The organism is Salinispora goodfellowii (genome assembly GCF_059570675.1).
The window spans coordinates 129,050-148,471 of record NZ_JCANTD010000002.1; the positions used below are offsets into that span (position 1 = coordinate 129,050).

A 19,422-nucleotide genomic window follows, 5' to 3' on the forward strand; every position below is an offset into this window, starting at 1 on the left:
GGCCGTCACCTGCCGATGCCGCGGTAGCCGAAACCGTGCCGCCGGAACCGGGCGATGGTCTCCGGCGGATAGTAGGCACGGCCGTCGACGATGACGCACGAGGGCGCCACGGTCTCCCGGAGCTCGACGATGTCGATCTCGTCGAACTGGTCGTGGCGCGCCAGCACGGCGATGCAGTCGGCGCCGTCCAGTGCTTCCTCAGCCGTCCGGGCCGGGGCCAGCCCGAAGACCTTCGTCACCTCGGCGGCGTCGGCGAGCGGGTCGAAGAGGGCGACTTCGGCTCCGCCCTCCCGCAGCCCGGTGACCACCGGGAGTACCGGGGTCGCGCGCAGGTCCCCGGTGTTGTTCTTGAAGGCCACGCCGAGCACCGCGATCTTCGCCTCGCCCAGGGACCGGCCGATCCGGTCCAGCTCCTCGACGATCAGGTCGACGGTGTAGCCCGGCATGGAGTCGTTGACCATCCGGGCGACGGGGATGGTTTCCAACTCCACACCGCGGTCGCGGGCCGCCCGCCACACCATCCACGGATCCTTGGTCAGGCACGACCCGCCGACGCCCACGCTGGGCAGCAGGATGTTGATGTTGCCGGTGCCCTTGCAGATCGTGTTGGCGGCGGCGATCACCTCCAGAACGTCGACATGCAGTGCGCCGCACAGCTTGGCCAGCTCGTTGGCCAACGCGATGTTGTGGTCGATCCACCAGTTGGTCGCCAGCTTCACCGTCTCCGCCGACTCCAGCGACGTGCAGGGGATGATCTCGGTGCCGATCATCCGCAGCCAGAACGCGGCCGCGGCGGCCGCGCTGTCCGGACACCATCCGCTCACGGCGATCGGGAACGTCCGCAGCTCGTGCAGGGCCCGCCCCTCAGACAGCCGCTCCGGGCAGAAGGCCAGCCCGAAGTCTTCGCCCACGGTCAGGCCCCGGCTCTGCAGCAGGGGAGCGACGACCGTGCCGGTGACGCCTGGCGGCACGGTGCTCTTGAGGAGTACGAGCTGGCCCCGGCGCAGCCGGCCGGCCAGTTCCGTGCAGGCCTCCCGCAGGTAGACATCGACCAGCTGGGTGTCCTGGACCGGCGTGCCCACCGCGATGATCACCACGTCGGCGGCGGAGACCGGGCCGTAGTCGGTGGTGACCCGTAGCCGGCCCGAGTCCAGGCCGTCGGCCAGCAGCTCGGGCAGCCCGGGCTCGCTGAACGGGCAGCGGCGGCGGGCCAGCTGGTCGACCCGGGCCGGATCCAGATCGACCCCCACGACGTCCGCGCCCTCGCCAGCGAGGGCCGCCGCCACGACCGACCCCACATAACCCATTCCGATGACCGCGATGCGTGGATTTCCCTGATCAGGCAGGAACTTCATGTCACTTCTCTCCGGGCATCATGTGAGAAACGTACCGACAGCGTCACCGGCGTTCTCCGGCGACGCATCTTCCGTGGTGCCATGAATCCGCACCGCCGAGCTCCGCAGAACAAGCCGAGCTTCGCAAAACAAAAGGTGCCGCCCGGATTCCGGACGTACGACGATGCACGCAGTCATGCGACTCAGAGGGGGCCGTAGGTGTTGGCGCGACTCGATCAGCTCGGCGGGAACGCCCCGGTGGACCCGGCAGCCCGCCTCGCCGTCTCGGCCCGGGCGACCGAGTCGCCGGTGAGCCCGGACGTTGACGGCTGGCTCGCCGGCAAACGGCGGCAGCCGTTCGAGAGTACCGTCATCGCGCTCGACGACATAGTCGAACCGGAGGGTTGGCGATTCGCCCCGGTGACCGGAAACCTCGAGCATCACAGCGGCCGGTTCTTCACCGTCGAGGGAATACACGTCCAGCGCAACAACGGTCCCGTCCGGGAATGGTGGCAGCCGATTCTCGTTCAACGCGACATCGCCATTCTCGGCATCATCGCCAAGGAGTTTGACGGCGTCCTGCACTTCCTGCTGCAGGCCAAGATGGAACCTGGCAACGCCGACCTGGTGCAGCTGTCGCCCACGGTGCAGGCGACGTCCAGCAACTACACCCGGGTGCACCGCGGACGGCGCGCACACTATGTCGAGTACTTCACCGAGCCGGGCCGCGGCCGCGTCCTCGTCGACGTCCTCCAGTCGGAGCAGGGCGCCTGGTTCCACCTCAAGCGCAACCGCAACGTCGTTATCGAGGTCAGCGGCGACGTGCCGGTCGGTGACGACTTCCGCTGGCTGACCCTCGGGCAGATCCGCCGGCTGCTCCGGCAGCGCAACGTCATCAACATGGACGCCCGGACGGTTCTGGGGTGCCTACCGCTCGCGGCGGACGACCACGGCGGCGCGCATACGATGACCGGGGTCCTCAGCTGGTTCACCGGCCGCAAGTGCGCCGAGGAGATGTCGGCCCGGCTGGTCCCGCTGAAGGCGGTGCCGGGCTACCGGCGCGACGCCGACCGGATCTTCCCGGAACAACGGGGGACGTTCGACATCGTCGGCGTCCGGGTGCACGCCCGGACCCGCGAGGTGCACAGCTGGAAGCAGCCGCTGCTGGCGCCGCACGGTCTCGTCCTGGCGGGACTGGTGGTGCGGCGCATCGGCGGGACGCTGCACGCGCTGGTGCGCGCCGAGGTGCTGCCGGGCCACCGGGACACGGTGGAACTCGGCCCTACCGTGCGGTTCATGATGAGCGGCCACGCCGACGTCCACGCGGACCGGCGCCCGGAGTTCCTCGACGAGCTGCTGTCGGCCCGCGCGAACGTCCGCTACGACGTTGTCCAGTCCGAGGAGGGTGGCCGCTTCCTGCACGCCGAGACGCGCTACCGCATCGTGGAGGCCGACGACGTCCCGCGGCAGGTGCCGCCGGACTTCCGGTGGATCACGGTTGGGCAGCTGATGGCGCTGCAGCGGCACAGCTACCACCTCGGCATCGAGCTCCGGACCCTGCTGCTCTGCCTGAACATCCTGTGACCCGACGTGGGGAAGGCATCATGGACATCGCTGAGTGCACCGAGTGCCGCATCTGTGGCAACCGAACCCTGCTGCCCGTGCTGGACCTGGGCACCCAGGCGCTGACCGGCATCTTCCCCGGCAGCCGGGACGAGGTGGTACCGGCCTCTCCGCTGGAGCTCGTCAAGTGCTCCCCGGACGGCTGCGGGCTGGTGCAGCTGCAGCACACCAACGACCTGTCGCTGATGTACGGGGACCGCTACGGCTACCGTTCGGGCATCCGGCCGTTCATGGTCCAGCACCTCCACGGCAAGGTCGCCCGACTCACCGGCATGGTCGATCTCGGCCCCGCCGACCTGGTCGTCGACATCGGCAGCAACGACTCCACCCTGCTGCAGGGCTACCCCGCTGGCGGGCCCACGCTGGTGGGCGTTGACCCGACGGGGGAGAAGTGGCGTCACTACTATCCCGACCACATCGAGCTGATCCCGGACTTCTTCTCGCGGAAGGTCTTCGCCGAGCGGTACGGCGACCGCCGGGCCAAGCTCGTCACCTCGATCGCGATGTTCTACGACCTGCCCGACCCGACCAGGTTCATGGCCGAGGTCCGCGACCTCCTCACCGACGACGGCGTGTGGCTGATCGAGATGAGCTACCTGGGCTCCATGCTGGAGGTGCTGGCCTACGACGCGGTATGCCACGAGCACCTGGAGTACTACGCGCTGAGCCAGATCGAGTGGATGGCCGAGCGGGTCGGCCTCACCGTGACCACGGCCGAGATCACCCAGGTGAACGGCGGCAGCCTCTGCGTCACCCTGGTCAAGGATCCGGCCCGGCACCCGGTCGACGCCGCCGGGATCGAGCGTATTCGCCGGCGGGAGGCCGCGATGCGGCTGGACACCATGACCCCGTACGAGGACTTCGCCCGTCGCGTCCGCGAGCACCGCGGCCGGCTGCGCGCGTTCCTGGACGACTCGCGTGCCGCCGGCCGGCTGACCCTGGGCTACGGGGCGTCGACCAAGGGCAACGTGGTCCTCCAGTACTGCGGGATCGGCCCGGCGGACCTACCGTGCATCGGTGAGGTCAGCCCGGGCAAGCACGGCCACATCACGCCCGGGACCGGCATCCCGATCGTCTCCGAGGAGGAGGCCAAGGCGTGCCGGCCCGACCAGTTGCTGGTGTTGCCGTGGGTGCACCGCGCCGGGTTCGTGGAGCGGGAGCAGGAGTTCCTGGCCCGCGGCGGGCGGATGGTCTTCCCACTGCCGACCGTCTCCGTGGTCTGACGGGATGCGCTCCCACCCCACCGGCGGGCTGCGCTTCGGAGTGATCGGCTGCTCTGCGTTCGGCGCGCGCGGCATGCTGCCCGTTCTCCGGGACAACCCCGCCACGGTGCTGACCGCCGTCGCCAGCCGGTACCGCGCCCGGGCGGAGGAATTCGCCGCCCGGTTTGGTGGCGACGCCGTGGCGGGTTACCGGAACCTGCTGGCCCGCGACGACGTGGAGGCCGTCTACATCGCGCTGCCCAACGCACTGCACCACGAGATGGCCCTGGCGGCGCTGGACCGCCGCAAGCACGTCCTGGCGGAGAAACCCCTGACCACTCGGCCTGGGGACACCGCCGAGCTGATCCGGGCGGCGGCTACCCACGGCCTGGTGCTGCGGGAGAACTACGGTTTCGAGCACCACGGTCAGCACGAGCGGGTGCGCGCCCTGGTCCGGGAGGGCAGCATCGGCCGGCTCCGGCACGTCGAGAGCTCGTTCTGCTTCCCGTCGATGCCCCGCGACGACGTTCGGTACCGGCCCGACCTGGGCGGCGGCGCCCTGCTCGACGTCGGCGTCTACCCGGTACGGGCGATGCAGTACTTCCTCGGCGACGACCTGACCGTCGCGGGCGCCGTGCTGCGCTGCGACCCGGCCCTCGGGGTGGACGTCGCGGGCAGCTTCGTCGTGCACGCCGCGGATGGCGTGATCGCCACGGGCAGCTTCGGGTTCGAGCACGGCTTCGGCTCCCGTTACCGGTTGTGGGGCAGCTCCGGCCAGCTCGTCGTCGAGCGGGCCTTCACCCCGCCGCCCGGGCACGCCCCGACCCTGCGCATCGAGTCGCAGAACCGCGTGGAGGAGCTGACCCTGCCCGCCGAGCACCAGCTCAGCGCCGGCGTGAGCGCCTTCGCAGCGGCGGTCGGCGCGGCCCGCGCGCACGGCCGCGACCCGGGCCACGAGCAGTGGGCGGCCACTGCCGCCGGCACCGCCGCCCTGGTCGCCCGCATCCGCGAGGTCGCCGTGCGGATCTAGGATCAGAACGCTGCCGGTGCCGGGCGGGCCGCGACGCAGGAGCGCACCTCGGTGATGACCCGGTCGACGTCGGCGTCGGAGAGCGCCTGATGGATCGGCAGCAGCAGCGTCCGATCGGCGGCGGCCTCGGCGCGGGGCAGGACCGCGCGTGATCCGTACGCGGCCACCTGGTGCATCAGGGGGTAGCGGAAGGTGGTGTAGATGCCGCGTTCGAGCAGGTCGCGCGCCACCCGGTCGCGGATGTCGTCCTCGAACCGCACCCAGTACATGAAGTACGAGGACGTGTGGCCGGCGGGCAGGGGCGGCGGGAGGCGCAGCCCGGCCACGTCGGACAGGCCCTCGTCGTAGGCCCGGGTGACCTCGCGGCGGCGGGCGACGAACTCCGCCAGCCGGCTCAGCTGGACCAGGCCGATGGCCGAGAGGACGTCGTTCGTGGTCGACCGGCCGGTGAACGACACCACGTCGTAGTCCCACCAGCGGGTCGGTGAGCGCAGCGCCTGGTCGTAGCCGCTGTGGAAGAGTCCGGTCGAGCCGGCCGCGCGCTGTTCCAGGCCGAGGTAGGCGATCTTAGATGCCTGGCCGGCCAGCTCCGGGTCACGGACGTATAGCATGCCGCCGTCCACCGTGACCACCATCTTGGCGTGGTCGAAGCTCCACAGGCCCATGTCGCCGAACGTGCCGCAAGCGCGTCCATCCACGGTCGAGGCGATTGCCAGCGCGGCGTCCTCGACCAGCCGGATCCCGCGGTCGCGGCACAGCTCGGCGATTTCCGCGACCGCGCCGGGCCGCCCGCCGTAGTGCAGGATAACCACGGCCTTGGTGCGCTCGGTCAGCACCGCCTCGACGTCGGCCACGGTCGGGTTGAGTGTGGCCTCGTCAACGTCGCAGAAGACCGGCCGCGCGCCGCGCCCGGCGATCGCGTTGCCGGCCGCCACGAAACTAACCGTCGGCAGCACGACCTCGTCACCGGGGCCGACGCCGAGCAGGTCGGCCGCGACGAACGTGGCCGAACTGCACGAGTTCGTCGCCGTGACGTGCTCGGGGCCGACGCCGAGGTGCCGCGCGAACGCCTCCTCAAACGCGGCGGTCCGAGGACCGCGGCCGACCCAGTTGCTCGCGAACACCTCCCGCACCGCCGCGAGTTCGCGCTCGCCAAGCGAGGGCTGCACGACGTTGATCATCTGATCCATACGGGCTCCTCGGCGTTCGTGGCGGGACGTCGGTCCTACGCTCGCACCGGGCGCGCGGGCCGCGCATCGCGCAGGTTGCGGCACCGGTCAAGCGGTCGCCCGCTCGTGCAGGAGCAGCAGCAGATAGGCGGCCGTGGTGGAGTCGTCGCGGATGCCGCCCGTGCGGATCAGCCGCTCGAACTCCGCCCGCGGCACCCAGCGGTGGCGCATGTCCTGCTCCTCGTGCTCACGTCGCGGCACTCCGGGGCTCAGGCCGGTGGCCAGGAAGACGGTGAACTGCTGGCCGCTGGCGCCGTGCCAGCCGTGGAGCTGGCCGAGCGAGGTCCACGACGTCGCGCTGATGCCGGTCTCTTCGGCCAGCTCGGCACGGCCCAATTCCTCTGCGCTGCCGGTGCGGCCGGCCGGGAAGCAGCCCTGGGGGAACTCCCAGTACCGCCCGCCGGTCGGGTACCGGTACTGCTCGACCAGGTGGAACCCGCCGTTCTCGGCGGCTATCACCACGGCGTAGTCGGGCCGGTCGACCACCGAGTAGATGCCGCAGGTGCCGTCCGGCCGTTCCACCACGTCCTCGCGCAGCGAGAGCCACGGGTTGCGGTAGATCTCCCGGGAGGAGACCGCCCGGATGACGCCGGGCATGGACTCCGCGGGCTCGGCCACCTCCACCACCACCGTTCCTCGTGCCCGGACCGCCGCGTCGAGGATAACGGCGCTGCCGGCGGGAGGCCGACTTCACCGGTGCGATGTCCGGCCCCGCAGCCGCCGCCGGGATCGGGCAACCGAGGAGATGTGCGCGCCCGCTGCCCGCTGTGACGGTGACGGGGCCGATTGCGAGGTCTCCATGTTGCCGACTGCCGCCGCGACCCACCATCTCCCCGCCCGGACCGGCGCTGACCGGGAGGCGGCGCGCCGGGCCGCGTTCCTCCACCAGGACGGCGTGCTGCTCTGCTCGACGGTCCGCGCTCTCGACACCCTGGGGCTGCTGGACCCGGCCGGCCCGGCCGACCGGCCGGAGAACGGCTACCTGCGTGTCGCTCGGCGCTCCCTGGCCGCAGTCGGCTGGCTGGACGAGTCCGCCCGGACGTGGACCGACGAGGGCCGGGCCGCGATGCGCCACCGCGAGCGGTACGTGGCTGCCGGGCGGTTTCTGAGCCGCTTCGCCGACAACGACCCGGAAGTTTGGTCCCGGCCCTGGAGCACTGCCACCGAGAAGGCGTTCGCCGAGGTACTGGACGCCCACGAGCACTGGCGGTCCGGCGCCGACCCGGACGGGGTGGTCACCGCGCACCTCGACGGCGCGCTGGCCGTACCCGCCCTGCTGTCGTTGCGCGGCACCGGACGGCTGCCCCGGCCGGAGGGCGACGTCGCGCGGCTGCTGTCCCTGCTCGGCTGGCGCGACGGTGACGGCTGCTGGACCCCGTCCGGGCGCGCCGGACTCGACCTGGTCGTCCACCTCGGGATGGTGGGCTCCTACCTGCCCATGCTCGCCCGCCTCGAACAGCTCTGCCGGGGCGACCTGCTCGTCGAGCCTGGCGACGGCGAATGGCACTGCGAGCGCCGGCTCAACGTGCAGGCCAGCGCTGCCGCGCACCGGCGTTACTTCGCCGACGCCGACCCGGTGTTGACGGAGATCTTCAGCCGCACGCCGCGCCCCACCTTCGTCGCCGACATGGGCTGCGGCGACGGCAGCTGGCTGGCGCACCTCCATGACCTGCTGGGGGACGGCATCCGCTATGTCGGCATCGACACCAGTCGGGTGGCGCTCGACCATACGCGCGAGGTGCTGGGGGCGGCCGGATTGCATGACCCGGTGCTGCTCCAGGGCGATGTCAGCGACCCCGGCGCGTTGCGTGACCAACTCGCCGCTCACGGCCTGGCGATCGAAGACGGCCTGCACATCCGAGCGTTCCTCGACCACGACCGCCGCTACCTCGGCGGCGGCCCGGAGACCGCCCTGCCCGGTTGGTCCACCGGCGCCTACGTCGCCCCTGACGGGCGTCCGCTGGCGGCCACCGAGGTGGAGGCCGACCTCGTCGAGCACTTCCGCAGGTGGGTGCCATACGTGCGCAAGCACGGACTGGTCGTGCTCGAGGCGCACTGTGTGGCGCCGCACGTGACGCGGCGTCACCTCGGCGCTCTGCACTCGGTGGCCTTCGACGCCTATCACGGGCTCTCGCACCAGTATCCGGTCGAGCACTCCGCCTTCATGCGGTGCTGCCGGCTTGCCGGGTTGCAGCCGGTCAGCCACATCGAGCGCCGCTACCCCTCCACCCGGCCGTTCGTCGCGGTGTCGCTCAACCGCCTCGAACCCGTACGGTCGGCGCCGCGCCGTATCGTGACCGACCGCCGTGACACGTGGCGACCCGCCCCGGGCGCCGACCGGACGGACGGCGAGCAGCTGCACCGTCTCCTCTTCACCGACGGCGATGTCGCCCATCCGCGCCTGTGGTGTTCCGGCGCCACCGGGATCGTGGTCCGTGACACGCTGCGGGCCGTCGAGGCGCGCATCGACAGCGCCGGGCGCGGCGACACCGTCCGGGTCCTCGACTACGGCGCCGGCACCGGGCTGGCCTCGATCGAGCTGATCAAGGCCTGCGTCGCGCACGACGTCGAAGCGCGCCTCGCCGCCCGCGGCGCCACCTTCGAGCTGCACCTGGTCGACATCCCGACGAGCTGGTTCGCGCAGGGCTACGACCTGCTGTGCGGGCAGCCCTGGACACGGTTCCACGCGTTGCGCACCGGCACCGCGTTCCGCCCGCTGCTCGACGTGACGGCGGGCGAGCGGGTCGACGTGGTGCTCGCCAACATGGTGTTCCACCTGCTGACCGGCGGTGCGATGCGGCGGGCCGCGGAGTCCCTGGCCGGCGTGCTGCGGCCCGGCGGCCTGCTCTGCTTCAGCTCACCAGATCTGGGCCCGGCCGGTCCCCACGCGCTGCTCTTCCACGACCCCAACCGGTTGCTGCGCGGCCACTGGCTGGCCGCGCTCGACGCGGCCGAGCCACTCTCCCTGGCGCCGCCGCTGCGCGACGCGGTGGCGCGCGTGCGGCCCGCCGAGCGGTCGAGCGCGCAGCGGCGCGCCGACCGGCGGATCCTGCCCACCCCGCAGACCAGGGCATCCGTGGCGGCTGCCCTGGCGCCGCATTTCCGCGGCGCCGTCGAGCGGCGTACCTACGAGCTTCTGGCGGAGGAGTGCCTGATGACGGCGCTCGTCCCGGCCAACCAGGCGGAATACCTCGCCGAGATCGCCGACCGGGACCTGCGGGAGGCCGTCATCCGGCATCTCATGCGCGATCGCGTGCTCCCCGAGTTGATGCGCGGGCCCGCCGGCACCGCGCTCGGTCTCAACGTCGAATGGGCGCTCGGAAGATATGAACGGTCGCGCTGAGAGACGTGTTGGAAAACAACGGAAAATGGGAGCCCGGATGCTGCAGGAAGCGCCGTACAGAGATGCCTCAGAAACCACGCCCGTACGTTTGAACTCGCTGGCCGGGATGCGTTTTTTCGCTGGCCTCCTGGTGTTCTTCACCCATGCCCTCGTCGGGTCGATGCTGTTCGCCTCGAACTTCCAGATGGAGTACACCGGGCTGATCATCTTCGGCGGCTGGGCCGGGCTCGTCTACTTCTTCGTGCTGAGCGGTTTCGTCATGACCTGGGCACGGCGGCCATCGGACACCACCGGTACGTTCTGGCGGCGCCGCGCCTTCCGGGTGTTCCCGAACTACCTGTCCACTCTCCTGGTCTACATCGCCGTGCTGGGCCTGATCCTGCACGTGCCTATCCAGGGCGGAACCGTGCTGGTGCACCTGCTGGCCCTGCAGTCGTTCGTCCCGGATCTGGGGAGCCGGATCGCCTTCAACCCGCCGGCTTGGTCGCTCTCCGCCGAGCTGTTCTTCTACCTCTGCTTCCCGTTCCTCATCCGGCTGGTCGATCGGATCCGGCCGGAACGGCTGTGGGCCTGGGCGGGCGGCGTGGTGGCGGCCTGCTTCGTCACGCCGCTGCTGGCCCCGGGGCTGCTGCCGCCGTCCGCGCCGATCGAGGGCCTGGGCTGGCCGGAGCTGGAGATGTGGGTGATCCAGCAGTTCCCGCCGATCCGGATGCTGGAGTTCGTCCTGGGCATGCTGCTGGCCAAGATCGTCCTGTCCGGTCGGCGGATCCCGCTGACCTTCGGCTCCGCTGTGGCGATCTTCGTGGCGATCTACGCCCTGTCCCCGCTGATCCCGGAGCGTCTGAACATGGCGGCGATCCATGTCGTACCGATCGGGCTCATCATCCTGACCGCAGCCACCCGGGATCGGCAGGGGTACGGCCCTGGCTGGCTGGGCAGTCGCGTGATGGTCAAGCTGGGGGATCTGTCCTTCGCCTTCTACATCTGGCACTACCTGGTGGTTATTTACGTCCGGCAATGGCTCGGCTCGCCCGAGGGTTGGAGTACGCCGGTAGGCTTCGCCGTTCTCGCCCTGCTCTTCGCGGTCACGCTGGGTATGGCCTGGCTCCAGTTCACCCTGATCGAGAACCCGATGTACCGGCGCTTCGCCACCGCGCGGCGCCGGCGGACGCCGAAACCCGTTCCGGCCGCCGAGCGTGAATGAGGGGGTTGTGTGCGGCGCCGGTGCTATTTTCTGCGGGACCGTCGTCGACTCCGGCGGATGCTGTCCGCCGGAGCGGCAGTGAGAAGCATCAATTTGGAGGGGCACTGATGGCCCAGTACGGGATCTTGGTCTACCAGCCGGCGCCGGCCGACCCGATGGACCTCCCGGCCGACTACGAGAAGGCGCTGGAGAGCTACCCCGACCAGGTGGCGGCACTGGGGGTCACCCCGGTCACCGGATTCGCGCTGCAACCCAGCACCGTGACCACCTCGGTCCGCGGCGACGTGGTCATCGACGGCCCGTTCATCGAGGCCAAGGAGGTCGTCGCCGGGTTCTTCGTCATCGAGGCACCCAGTCCGGAGATCGCGCTGGAGGTGGCCAAGCTCAACCCGGCCACCCAGTACGGCGGCGGCGTCGAGGTCCGGCCGCTGTTCGTCCCGCCGGCCGAGTGACGCACGCCTGACCACGCCGACGCCGCGGCGTCGGCGTGATCAGGCGTGCGACCCCCGGTGGTCGGCGGTCAGTTTTTCCAGCGCCGGCACAACGTCGGCCGGGGTCGGCATTCCCCTCGTCTCGGTGCGCAGCCGGGCGGCGTTGTCCGCGAACGACGGGTCCTCCAGCACCCGCCTGAGGCTGTCACGAAGGATGGCGGGGGTCAGGCTGTTCGCGTTGGCGGCATAGACGCCGGCCCCGTGGCGCTCCAGCCCGTCACTCATCGCCACCGGACCCCACCACTTCTCGACCTTGGCGTCGTGCGGGACGATGACCTGCGGAACGGCGTGCTCCGACGCCGTGGCGAAGCTTCCCACCCCACCGTCGTGAACGAGCGCCGCGCACGTCGGCAACAGCGAGGTGAACGGGACGAAGTCGACGTTGCGCACGTTGTCCGGGATCGCCGTCGCCGGCCCGAGCTGCTGGGCGTTGAAGGTCGCGATCACCTCGACGTCGAGGTCGGCCACCGCCTCGAAGAGGTCGCTCACCGAGGCCGCCTCGCCGATGCCGGCGTCCCGGTGCGAGATGCCCTGGGTGATGCAGACGCGCCTGCGGGCGGGCGGCTCGAACACCCACCGCGGCGTCGTCGCCGGGCCGTTGAACGGCACACTGCGCATCGGGACGTAGTGCACGCCCTCCGGCTGCCAGATCCACGGCGGCGTCGGGGCGATCGTCCACTGGCCCAGCACCGTCGTCTCGTCGAAGTCCCGGCCGTACCGTTCCAGGACCGGCTGCAGCCAGTCCCGCAGCGGATCTCCGGCGGTGCCGAGCCCGGCCCGGCAGGCCGCGCGCACCTGTGCCATCCGGTCCACGCTGAGGATGAAGCGGGCGTGTACGGCGCCGACGACCTGCGCCGCGACCGCGCCGGGAAAGGCACTGGAGTCCCAGATCACCAGGTCGGGGAGCCACGCGCGGGCGAAGCCGACCAGGTCGTCGGTCACCGCGTCCGGGAAGAAGACCTGATGGACGCCGAGGGTGAAGTCGCGGAGCTCGACGTGCGGGTCGCCCCAGCCGTAGTCGCTCTGCACCGACCTCCCGGTGCGGTCACCCCGCGGGTCGCAGGCGCCCGGCGGCGCCTCGAAACCCGCCACCCGCTCGTGCAGCGGGGGTATGTCCGCGCCGATCGCAACACCAGGCAAGCCGCAGTGCGCGATCGCCTCACTCAGCTCCGGCGGGGCGGCGACGCACACCTCGTGCCCCGCGGCACGGAGCGCCCAGGCCAGCGGCACCTGCGCATAGAGGTGGGCCTTGAAGGGATTGGTCACGAAGAGGACGCGCATGGCGCTCAGTATGGTGCCGGCGCCCGTTCCGGGTATCTCCAGAAATGCGCGCCCGGGAAACGGTCGGTCCGGCGCGCGTGTCACTCCCCTCGACCGCGCTCTGAGACCGGAGGCTACGGTAGTGACAACCCGATCGCTCATGCCTGGACGGCCCATGCACAAGCCCGCCTCCGACGACGTGAACAGGGACGACGACGGATCTGCGGCCGGCACCCACTCGGCCGAGGTCCGGCACGCCGTGGCTCTCGCGCACCGGCGGGAGTGGGGAGCGCTCCTCGCCTCGACGGCGCGGCTGCTGCGGGATCTCGACCTGGCCGAGGAGTGCGTGCAGGACGCGTACGTCTCCGCGCTCGACGCCTGGGAACGGCACGGCGTGCCGGAGAACACCGGCGCCTGGCTGTCCACCGCGGCCCGCCGCAATGCGCTGGACGCGCTGCGGCGTGCCAAGACCCTGAGATCCAAGCTGCACTTGCTCGTCGAGCCCGAGCCCGAGGCCGACACGGCGCAGGCCGGCTCGGCACCCGGTCCGCTGATGTACGACGACCGGCTCCGGCTCATCTTCATGTGCTGTCACCCGGCACTGGCCCGCGAGTCGCAGATCGCGCTCACCATGCGGCTGGTCTGCGGCGTGAGCACCATCGACATCGCCAAGACCTTCCTCGTCAGCATGCCGACGATGGCGGCCCGGATCACCCGGGCCAAGAAGAAGATCACCAGCGCTGGCATCCTGTTCGGCGTCCCCGAGGCCGACGAGCTGCCGGAGCGGCTGCACTCCGTGCTCACCGTCATCTACCTCCTGTTCACCACCGGCCACACCGCACCGTCCGGTCAGACGCTGACCCGCGCCGACCCCGCCGAGAGCGCGCTCGACCTGGTTCGCATGCTGCGTGAGCTGATGCCCGGCGCACGCGAGGTGAAGGGGCTGCTCGCGCTGCTGCTGATCACTCACGCCCGCCGGGCCACGCGGACCGACGCCGAGGGCCGGCTGCTGCTGCTGGAGGAGCAGGACCGGTCAGCCTGGGATCGGGCCGCCATCGACGAGGGCCGCCGGCTCGTCGAGGAGGCGCTGGAGTGCGAGGCTCCCGGCAGGTTCACCCTGCAGGCGGCCATCGCGTCGGTGCACGCCACGACGCCGGCCTACGCCGACACCGACTGGGGCCGGGTGCTCGTCCTGTACGACGAGCTGCTGAAGGTGTGGCCGTCGCCGGTGGTCGCGCTGAACCGGGCGGTGGCGATGGCGATGGTCGCCGGACCGGCGAGCGCGCTCGCCGAGGTGGAGAAGCTGGAACACGCCGGTGGGCTGGCCGGCTACCACTACCTGCCAGCGGTCAAGGCCGATCTGCTGCGCCGCCTGGACCGGCGCCCGGAGGCCGCGACGGCCTACCGGCAGGCGTTCGACCTCGCCGACAATGAGGCGGAGCGGGCGTTCCTGGCCTCCCGGCTCGCCGAGATCGTCGACCCCTAGTACGGCAACCGGTGCGTCCAGTGATTGAGAGGTGATCGTCCAGCGGTCGTGTCTTGGTCTGAAGCTCGTCGTTGCTTGCCGGTGTGAGTCCGGTCCGGGTAGCTGCCAGGAGGCCCGGTAGCAGGCTGGCGGCTTGGCCTGGAAACGGGCCGGGTCGAAGCCCAGCGCCGAAAGCCCTGTTGGGGGAGCAGATCAGCGGTCCGTAGCGGAGAGCGAAGCCTGCCGCGTTGTTAGACATTGAGGGAGAGCCGAGCCGGGCGGTTCACGGTGAAGGCCATGGAAGCGCCGGCCTCACCGCGGGCGTGGTCGCGCTGGCGGTGGGCGGCTACTACGGACTGGTGCGGGCCCTGGAGGCTTGCTGGCCGTGGCTGGGGGTGCTGCTGGGTACGCCGGCAGCGCCCCGGTATGAGGTGTCGGGGCGATAGGATCGCCGATGCGGTTCTGGGGCTACTCGGCGTCGCCGCATGCCGATGTTGTTCCCCTGCGAGCCGAGTTCGGGACAGCTCGGGACAATGCTCAATTGCTATCGTCGCGGCATGGCTGCGGGGGATCAACAAGCGCGGGCGGAAGCCCAGAGACATGTCCACTGAAGAGCAAGCACAGGCCGAGCGGGATGTCCGAGGCGCCGTAGCCGACCTCCAGGAAGCCGCTTACACCAACCTCCGCAATGCTATCGCCAACGTAGCAGGGCTACGTCCTCGCCTCGTCGCCCAGCCAGATGGCGCCTCTGGGTGGCGGGACGCCTTCGGGTGATCAATCTCACGATCACGACGCCCGCGGCCTGATCTACTTCTTCGTGGATCGATCCATCGCTATTTGGACCAATTGTTTGAACTGGTCACCGCGGTCGCGGCGCACTTCGTGCCCAACGACCATTCCGCACGCCGCCTCAACCGCGAACCTCCGTCATGATCAAAACGGCACCTGCCCAACTAGGATGACCGAAATGATCTGCCCCGCCCTGGCCAATCCGGCTAGCGCCGCCTCATGACGGGATGGTCGGCTGTCTCGCCGATTCCTCCACCGGGGCACCTACGCGCCCTGTCCTGGGCCACCCTGGCCAACACGCTGGGCTTAGGTCTCTGGCTCGCCGGCTCGGCGCTCTTCCTCACCCGTGGCGTCGGGTTAACCGCCCCCGAAGTCGGGATCGGCCTCACCACAGCCGCACTGGTGGGGCTGACTGCCAGCGTTCCACTTGGCGGGCTCGCCGATCGGTACGACCCGCGTACGCTGCGGGCAGCTCTGCAACTCCTGCAAGCTGCGGTCACTGCTACGTATCTGCTTGTCGATTCATTCGAGACGTTCCTCGTGGTCGCGGTGTTCGACGCCCTACTCGTGGCGGGCAACCTTGCTGTCCGCGCTGCGCTGGTCGCGGCCGTGGTCGAGCCTTCCGAACGGGTGGCGGCCTTCGCGACGCTGCGCGCGGTCGCCAACCTGGGCATCGGTGTCGGCGCTGCTCTGGCCGGAATCGTTCTGACAGTCGACAGCCGGACCGCGTACGACCTACTGGTGATCGGCAATGCGGCGACCTACGCGATCTCGGCCGCTCTCATTCTCCGCCTGCCGCCCTCGTCGCGACGACCGGCACGGGACATCCCACGACGCGCTCCCCGCGGGCAGGCCTGGCGAGACTTGCCCTTCCTCGCAGTCAGCACCGCCTCGGCTGTCATTTCGCTGCACGAGGTGGTACTCACGCTGATCATCCCGCTTTGGGTGGTGTCACACACGGAGGCCCCAACCGGCCTGGTCGCCGGGATCTTGCTCACGAACACCGTGCTAACGGTGCTACTGGCCGTGCGCCTCAGTCGTGCGGTGAACTCCACAATCGAAGCCGGCAACTCGGTACGCCGCGCTGGTCTGGTCTTAGCCTTAGCGATGCTCCTCTTCGGCGCCAGCGGCAGCATGCCCCCCCGCCGCTGCGATTGGACTCCTCCTGGCGACGACCGTGATTTACACACTTGGCGACCTGTGGCACTCGGTAGGCGGCGCTGGCCTCGCCTACGGCCTGGCGCGTCCGGACGCGATCGGCGCATACCAGGGTGTGGACCAGTTGATCGGCGGCCTCGTCCGCGCGGCTGGTCCTGCCCTGCTGTCTCTGCTAATCCTGAGCGGCACAACGGCCGGCTGGGTCGCGACCGCCGTGCTGTTCGCGATCGCCGGACTGCTCGCACCGGGACTTACCCGATGGGCTGAGCGCAGCCGACCGCCTGCCGTGCTCGCAGCGGTGAACAATTGATTCAGACTTAGCGGGACATGTCCGGGCAGGTGTGGTAAACCGGCAACAGTCCCGACTTGAGCGCCACGGCCAGGCTCGGTGCGGCGGCGTCTCGATCCGACAGTAGCGGCGAGCGCACTGGCCACTAAGAGTCGGAGCCCCTTCCGCCGGCCGGCACCCGGCCCAGCACCGCGGGCAGATCGGCCCGGCCCCGCACCCCCAACTTGTGGTAGGCGCGGGTCAGGTGCTGCTCGACGGTGCTCCCCGTAACGAACAGCCGGGCCGCGATCTCCCGGTTCGTGCAACCCTGCGAGGCCAGCAGCGCCACCCGCTGCTCCGCCTTGCTCAGCTCCTCGGGACCGCTCTCCGCCGGCCCGCCCCGGCCCGGGGCGGTCGCGGCCGACCCGGCCGGCCGGGGGCTGCCCAGCCGGTCGAGCAACTGCAGCGAACGTTCCTTCAGCCACGGGTTGCCGCCGCTGCCGTCGCCCTGCCGGGCCAGCTCCTCCGCCAGCAGCTCCCGGGCCTGCGCCGGGCTGTCGAGCTCGATCAGTGCCTCGGCGGCGTACGCCCGCCACGACAGGGACGCCGAGACGTCCAGGTCCCACGCCGCCATCAGGTCGCGGCAGGCGTGGAAGTCGCCGAGCGCCGCGTGGTAGCGGCCCACCGAGAGGTGGTAGCGGCCCCGCGCCTGCAGGTAGGGCAATCCGGGTAGGGTCTGAAACATCACGTCGAGCACCGGCACCCGGAAGCACTCGGCGGCCCCCTCCCGGTCGCCCTGGGCCGTGCAGGCCAGCACCTTGGCGGCCAATGGCACGCCGAGGGCGATGCCCCAGGCGGTCGGGCCGACCAGCGTCAGCGCGAGGTCGGCCCGCTGGCGGGCCACCTCGAAGTTGCCGAGCCGGCTCTCGACCGCGGCACTGGCGGCGGCGAGGATCGCCCGGATCACCGGCGGGCGCCGGTCGGCCTCCCGCAGCAGCAGGTCGCACCAGTCCGCGGTCCGGTCCAGCCGGGCGGCCTGCATGTACGTGGCCAGCGCGGCGATGGTCGGGGCCACCGGTGGATCGTGCAGCACCATGCCTTGGAGCAGCCGTTCGGCGGTCTCCAGCACCTCCCCGGTCGGCCCCTCGGACCTCAGCGCGTGCAGCAGCAGAGCCCCGTCGGCCTGCGGATCCACGGCGCCCACGCTCCGGCTGAGCGCCGCCTCGTCCAGCAGCGTGTGCTCCCGGTAGCGGGCTCCGAGCACCGGGTACGAGTGCGCGAACCAGACCCGCATCGTCTCCAACTGCGCCCGGCAGTCCCTCGGCAGCCGGCCTTCCACCGGGTCCAGGTCGGCGAACAGGGCGTCCGCCTCCTCGGGCCGGCCGTGCCACAGCAGGTGGGCGATCAGGCGGATGCTCTGCCGGTGTTCGAGCAGCCCGGCGCGGTGGTCCTCGACGAGACCGGGCAGGTGGACGCGGACGGCGGCGGGGTCCACCTCCCATTCGGCCTGCACCAGTTCGGCGCGCACCTGAGCCCGCTCGCGCGGGTCGGAGCACGCGTCGTGCGCCACCCGCAGGCAGGTCAGGGCGCGTTCCGGGTCGTTCGTGCGCAGGGCCTGCTGGGCCGTGTCACGCAGTACGGCCAGCCCCCAGCTCTCGTCGACCGGACCGCCGACGACCAGGTGGCGGGCCACCTCGCCGGTCGCGGCCCGGTGCTGATAGAGCAGCCGGGCCGCGGCCCGGTGCAGCGCGGCCCGCTCCTCGGGGCGCAGCTCCGCCAGCGCGGTGGCGCGCGCGGCCGCGACGCGGTAACGCCCTTCCTCGGTCAGGCCGAGTGCGTCCGTGGTCGCCGTGGCCCGGGCGGCCGTACCGGCGGGCAGGTCCAGCAGCCGGTCGAGGTCCGCGGCCGTGGCGTCGTCGCCCAGGACGGCCAGGCCATGGGCGGTGCGGGCGGTGGCCGGGTCGAGCTGGTCGAGCAGGTGGCGCACCGCCAGCGCGAACGCCTCACCGGCGGCCGGCTCCGCCGCGGCGCCGTCGGCGCGGTCGTCGAGCAGCGCCTGCAGCAGCAGCGGACTGCCGCCCGAGGCGCGTTGCCACAGCGGCGCGCTCTCCGCGGCCGGCCGGGCGCCGGGGAGCGCGGCGAGCACGGACTCGGTGCCGGCGACGGAAAGCCGGCCCAGCTGAACCAGCGCGCAGCGCGGATTGCGGACGAACTCCGAGGTGAGCGTGGAGCCCGGCTGGGAGGTGTCGGCCCGCTCGCCGAGCACCAGCAGGATCCGGGAGGCGCCCACCCGGCGGACCAGGTACAGCAGGCAGTGCCGGGAGGCGGCGTCCATCTCGTGCGCGTCGTCCACGGTGATGACGAGGGGATCGCGTTCGGCCAGCCCGAGCATGAGGCGGTGGAAGGCGTCGACGGCCTGGAGCGTCGCGCCCGTACCCGGGTCCGCGCCGGCCGCGGCCGGGCCAGCGGGGTGGGCGGCCGCCCCGGCGGCCGCCGCCAGCTGGCCGATGACGCCCATAGGGAGGTTGTGCTCGGCGCGCGAGGCGATGGCGGTGAGCACACTGGCACCCGAGCTCAGCGCGTGGTTCTGGAGCTCGTGGACGAGGGTGGTCTTGCCCATGCCCGCCGCCCCGGTGACGAGCACCGCGCGTCCCTGGCCCTCCCTTGCCCGCGCGAACAGGTCTTCCAGGACCTCGCGCGCCCGACGCCCGTCTGCCGTCCCCACAGACGCTCCCCTCACAACGGCCGACTCCGCCGAACTGCGTTGCCTAGCTCAGGTAGATCAAAACATGAGACGCACCGAGCGTTCCCGGACGCCGGGTGCCCCGGGCCGCTCGAGACCGTCCCGGGACGCGTCCGCGAACACTCGGGACACGTCCCAGGCACCACTTGGACACCTCCCGCACCACCGCGCGGACACCCCGCGCGCACGCCGGCAGCGCTCCGCCGAAACACACCCCTATAGGGGAATAGGTATTCGTCGGCCCCGAAATAGGGGGTAGCAGGGGGCCCCTATGGCTCGGAAA

At 71.2% G+C, this 19,422-nt stretch carries 14 protein-coding genes and 1 pseudogene; 10 read left to right on the forward strand and 5 right to left on the reverse strand.

What is annotated here, in order from left to right; all coding sequences use genetic code 11:
• Positions 1-5 precede the first annotated feature (5 nt).
• Complete coding sequence (locus T398_RS03050) at positions 6-1,355, reverse strand: nucleotide sugar dehydrogenase (protein WP_496444323.1); 1,350 nt, start codon at positions 1,353-1,355, stop codon at positions 6-8.
• A gap of 198 nt (positions 1,356-1,553) precedes the next feature.
• Between T398_RS03050 and T398_RS03055 the strand changes: the two genes are divergently transcribed.
• The 3 genes from T398_RS03055 to T398_RS03065 are packed head-to-tail and all read left to right on the forward strand — an operon-like array spanning position 1,554 to position 5,189.
• Positions 1,554-2,918: an NDP-hexose 2,3-dehydratase family protein gene (locus tag T398_RS03055; RefSeq protein ID WP_496444325.1), complete on the forward strand. Its 1,365-nt coding sequence runs from the start codon at positions 1,554-1,556 to the stop codon at positions 2,916-2,918.
• 20 nt (positions 2,919-2,938) lie between these two features.
• Positions 2,939-4,180, forward strand: coding sequence for a class I SAM-dependent methyltransferase (locus T398_RS03060; protein ID WP_496444327.1), 1,242 nt, complete (start codon positions 2,939-2,941; stop codon positions 4,178-4,180).
• 4 nt (positions 4,181-4,184) lie between these two features.
• Positions 4,185-5,189 carry a Gfo/Idh/MocA family protein gene (locus T398_RS03065; protein WP_496444329.1) on the forward strand — a complete coding sequence of 335 codons (1,005 nt, stop codon included), beginning with the start codon at positions 4,185-4,187 and terminating at the stop codon, positions 5,187-5,189.
• A gap of 2 nt (positions 5,190-5,191) precedes the next feature.
• Here the strand turns inward: T398_RS03065 and T398_RS03070 are convergent, their stop codons facing one another.
• A complete protein-coding gene (locus T398_RS03070; RefSeq protein WP_496444331.1) occupies positions 5,192-6,379 on the reverse strand; it encodes a DegT/DnrJ/EryC1/StrS family aminotransferase in 1,188 nt (395 codons plus the stop codon).
• 87 nt (positions 6,380-6,466) lie between these two features.
• Positions 6,467-7,036, reverse strand: a complete 570-nt coding sequence (locus T398_RS03075) for an NUDIX domain-containing protein (protein WP_496444333.1) — start codon at positions 7,034-7,036, stop codon at positions 6,467-6,469.
• 181 nt (positions 7,037-7,217) lie between these two features.
• Here T398_RS03075 and T398_RS03080 point away from each other — a divergent pair, with 181 nt between their 5' ends.
• The 3 genes from T398_RS03080 to T398_RS03090 all read left to right on the forward strand — a co-directional run bounded on the left by T398_RS03080 (position 7,218) and on the right by T398_RS03090 (position 11,417).
• The gene (locus tag T398_RS03080) at positions 7,218-9,761 is read left to right on the forward strand and encodes an AprA-related methyltransferase (RefSeq protein WP_496444335.1); all 2,544 of its coding nucleotides are present in this window, start codon (positions 7,218-7,220) and stop codon (positions 9,759-9,761) included.
• Positions 9,762-9,867: 106 nt separating this feature from the next.
• The gene (locus tag T398_RS03085; RefSeq protein ID WP_496444337.1) at positions 9,868-10,965 is read left to right on the forward strand and encodes an acyltransferase family protein; all 1,098 of its coding nucleotides are present in this window, start codon (positions 9,868-9,870) and stop codon (positions 10,963-10,965) included.
• 107 nt (positions 10,966-11,072) lie between these two features.
• Positions 11,073-11,417 (forward strand): YciI family protein, encoded by a 345-nt coding sequence (locus T398_RS03090; protein WP_018731888.1) that lies wholly within the window; start codon positions 11,073-11,075, stop codon positions 11,415-11,417.
• A gap of 39 nt (positions 11,418-11,456) precedes the next feature.
• On the opposite strand, the gene T398_RS03095 is transcribed toward T398_RS03090, so the two are convergent.
• Positions 11,457-12,737, reverse strand: a complete 1,281-nt coding sequence (locus tag T398_RS03095; RefSeq protein ID WP_496444339.1) for an activator-dependent family glycosyltransferase — start codon at positions 12,735-12,737, stop codon at positions 11,457-11,459.
• 154 nt (positions 12,738-12,891) lie between these two features.
• Between T398_RS03095 and T398_RS03100 the strand changes: the two genes are divergently transcribed.
• The 4 genes and pseudogenes from T398_RS03100 (at position 12,892) to T398_RS03115 (ending at position 16,438) form a co-directional block, all read left to right on the forward strand.
• The gene (locus tag T398_RS03100; protein ID WP_496444341.1) at positions 12,892-14,202 is read left to right on the forward strand and encodes an RNA polymerase sigma factor; all 1,311 of its coding nucleotides are present in this window, start codon (positions 12,892-12,894) and stop codon (positions 14,200-14,202) included.
• A gap of 227 nt (positions 14,203-14,429) precedes the next feature.
• On the forward strand, positions 14,430-14,627 hold the full coding sequence (locus tag T398_RS03105; protein WP_496444343.1) for a hypothetical protein: 198 nt from the start codon (positions 14,430-14,432) through the stop codon (positions 14,625-14,627).
• Between the two features lie 562 nt (positions 14,628-15,189).
• A pseudogene (locus T398_RS03110) lies at positions 15,190-16,032 on the forward strand (MFS transporter); the annotation flags it as partial.
• Positions 16,033-16,147: 115 nt separating this feature from the next.
• Positions 16,148-16,438 carry a hypothetical protein gene (locus tag T398_RS03115; protein ID WP_496444957.1) on the forward strand — a complete coding sequence of 97 codons (291 nt, stop codon included), beginning with the start codon at positions 16,148-16,150 and terminating at the stop codon, positions 16,436-16,438.
• A 124-nt stretch (positions 16,439-16,562) separates the two neighbouring features.
• Here T398_RS03115 and T398_RS03120 read toward each other — a convergent pair whose 3' ends face one another.
• Complete coding sequence (locus tag T398_RS03120; RefSeq protein WP_496444918.1) at positions 16,563-19,085, reverse strand: helix-turn-helix transcriptional regulator; 2,523 nt, start codon at positions 19,083-19,085, stop codon at positions 16,563-16,565.
• Positions 19,086-19,422 lie beyond the last annotated feature (337 nt).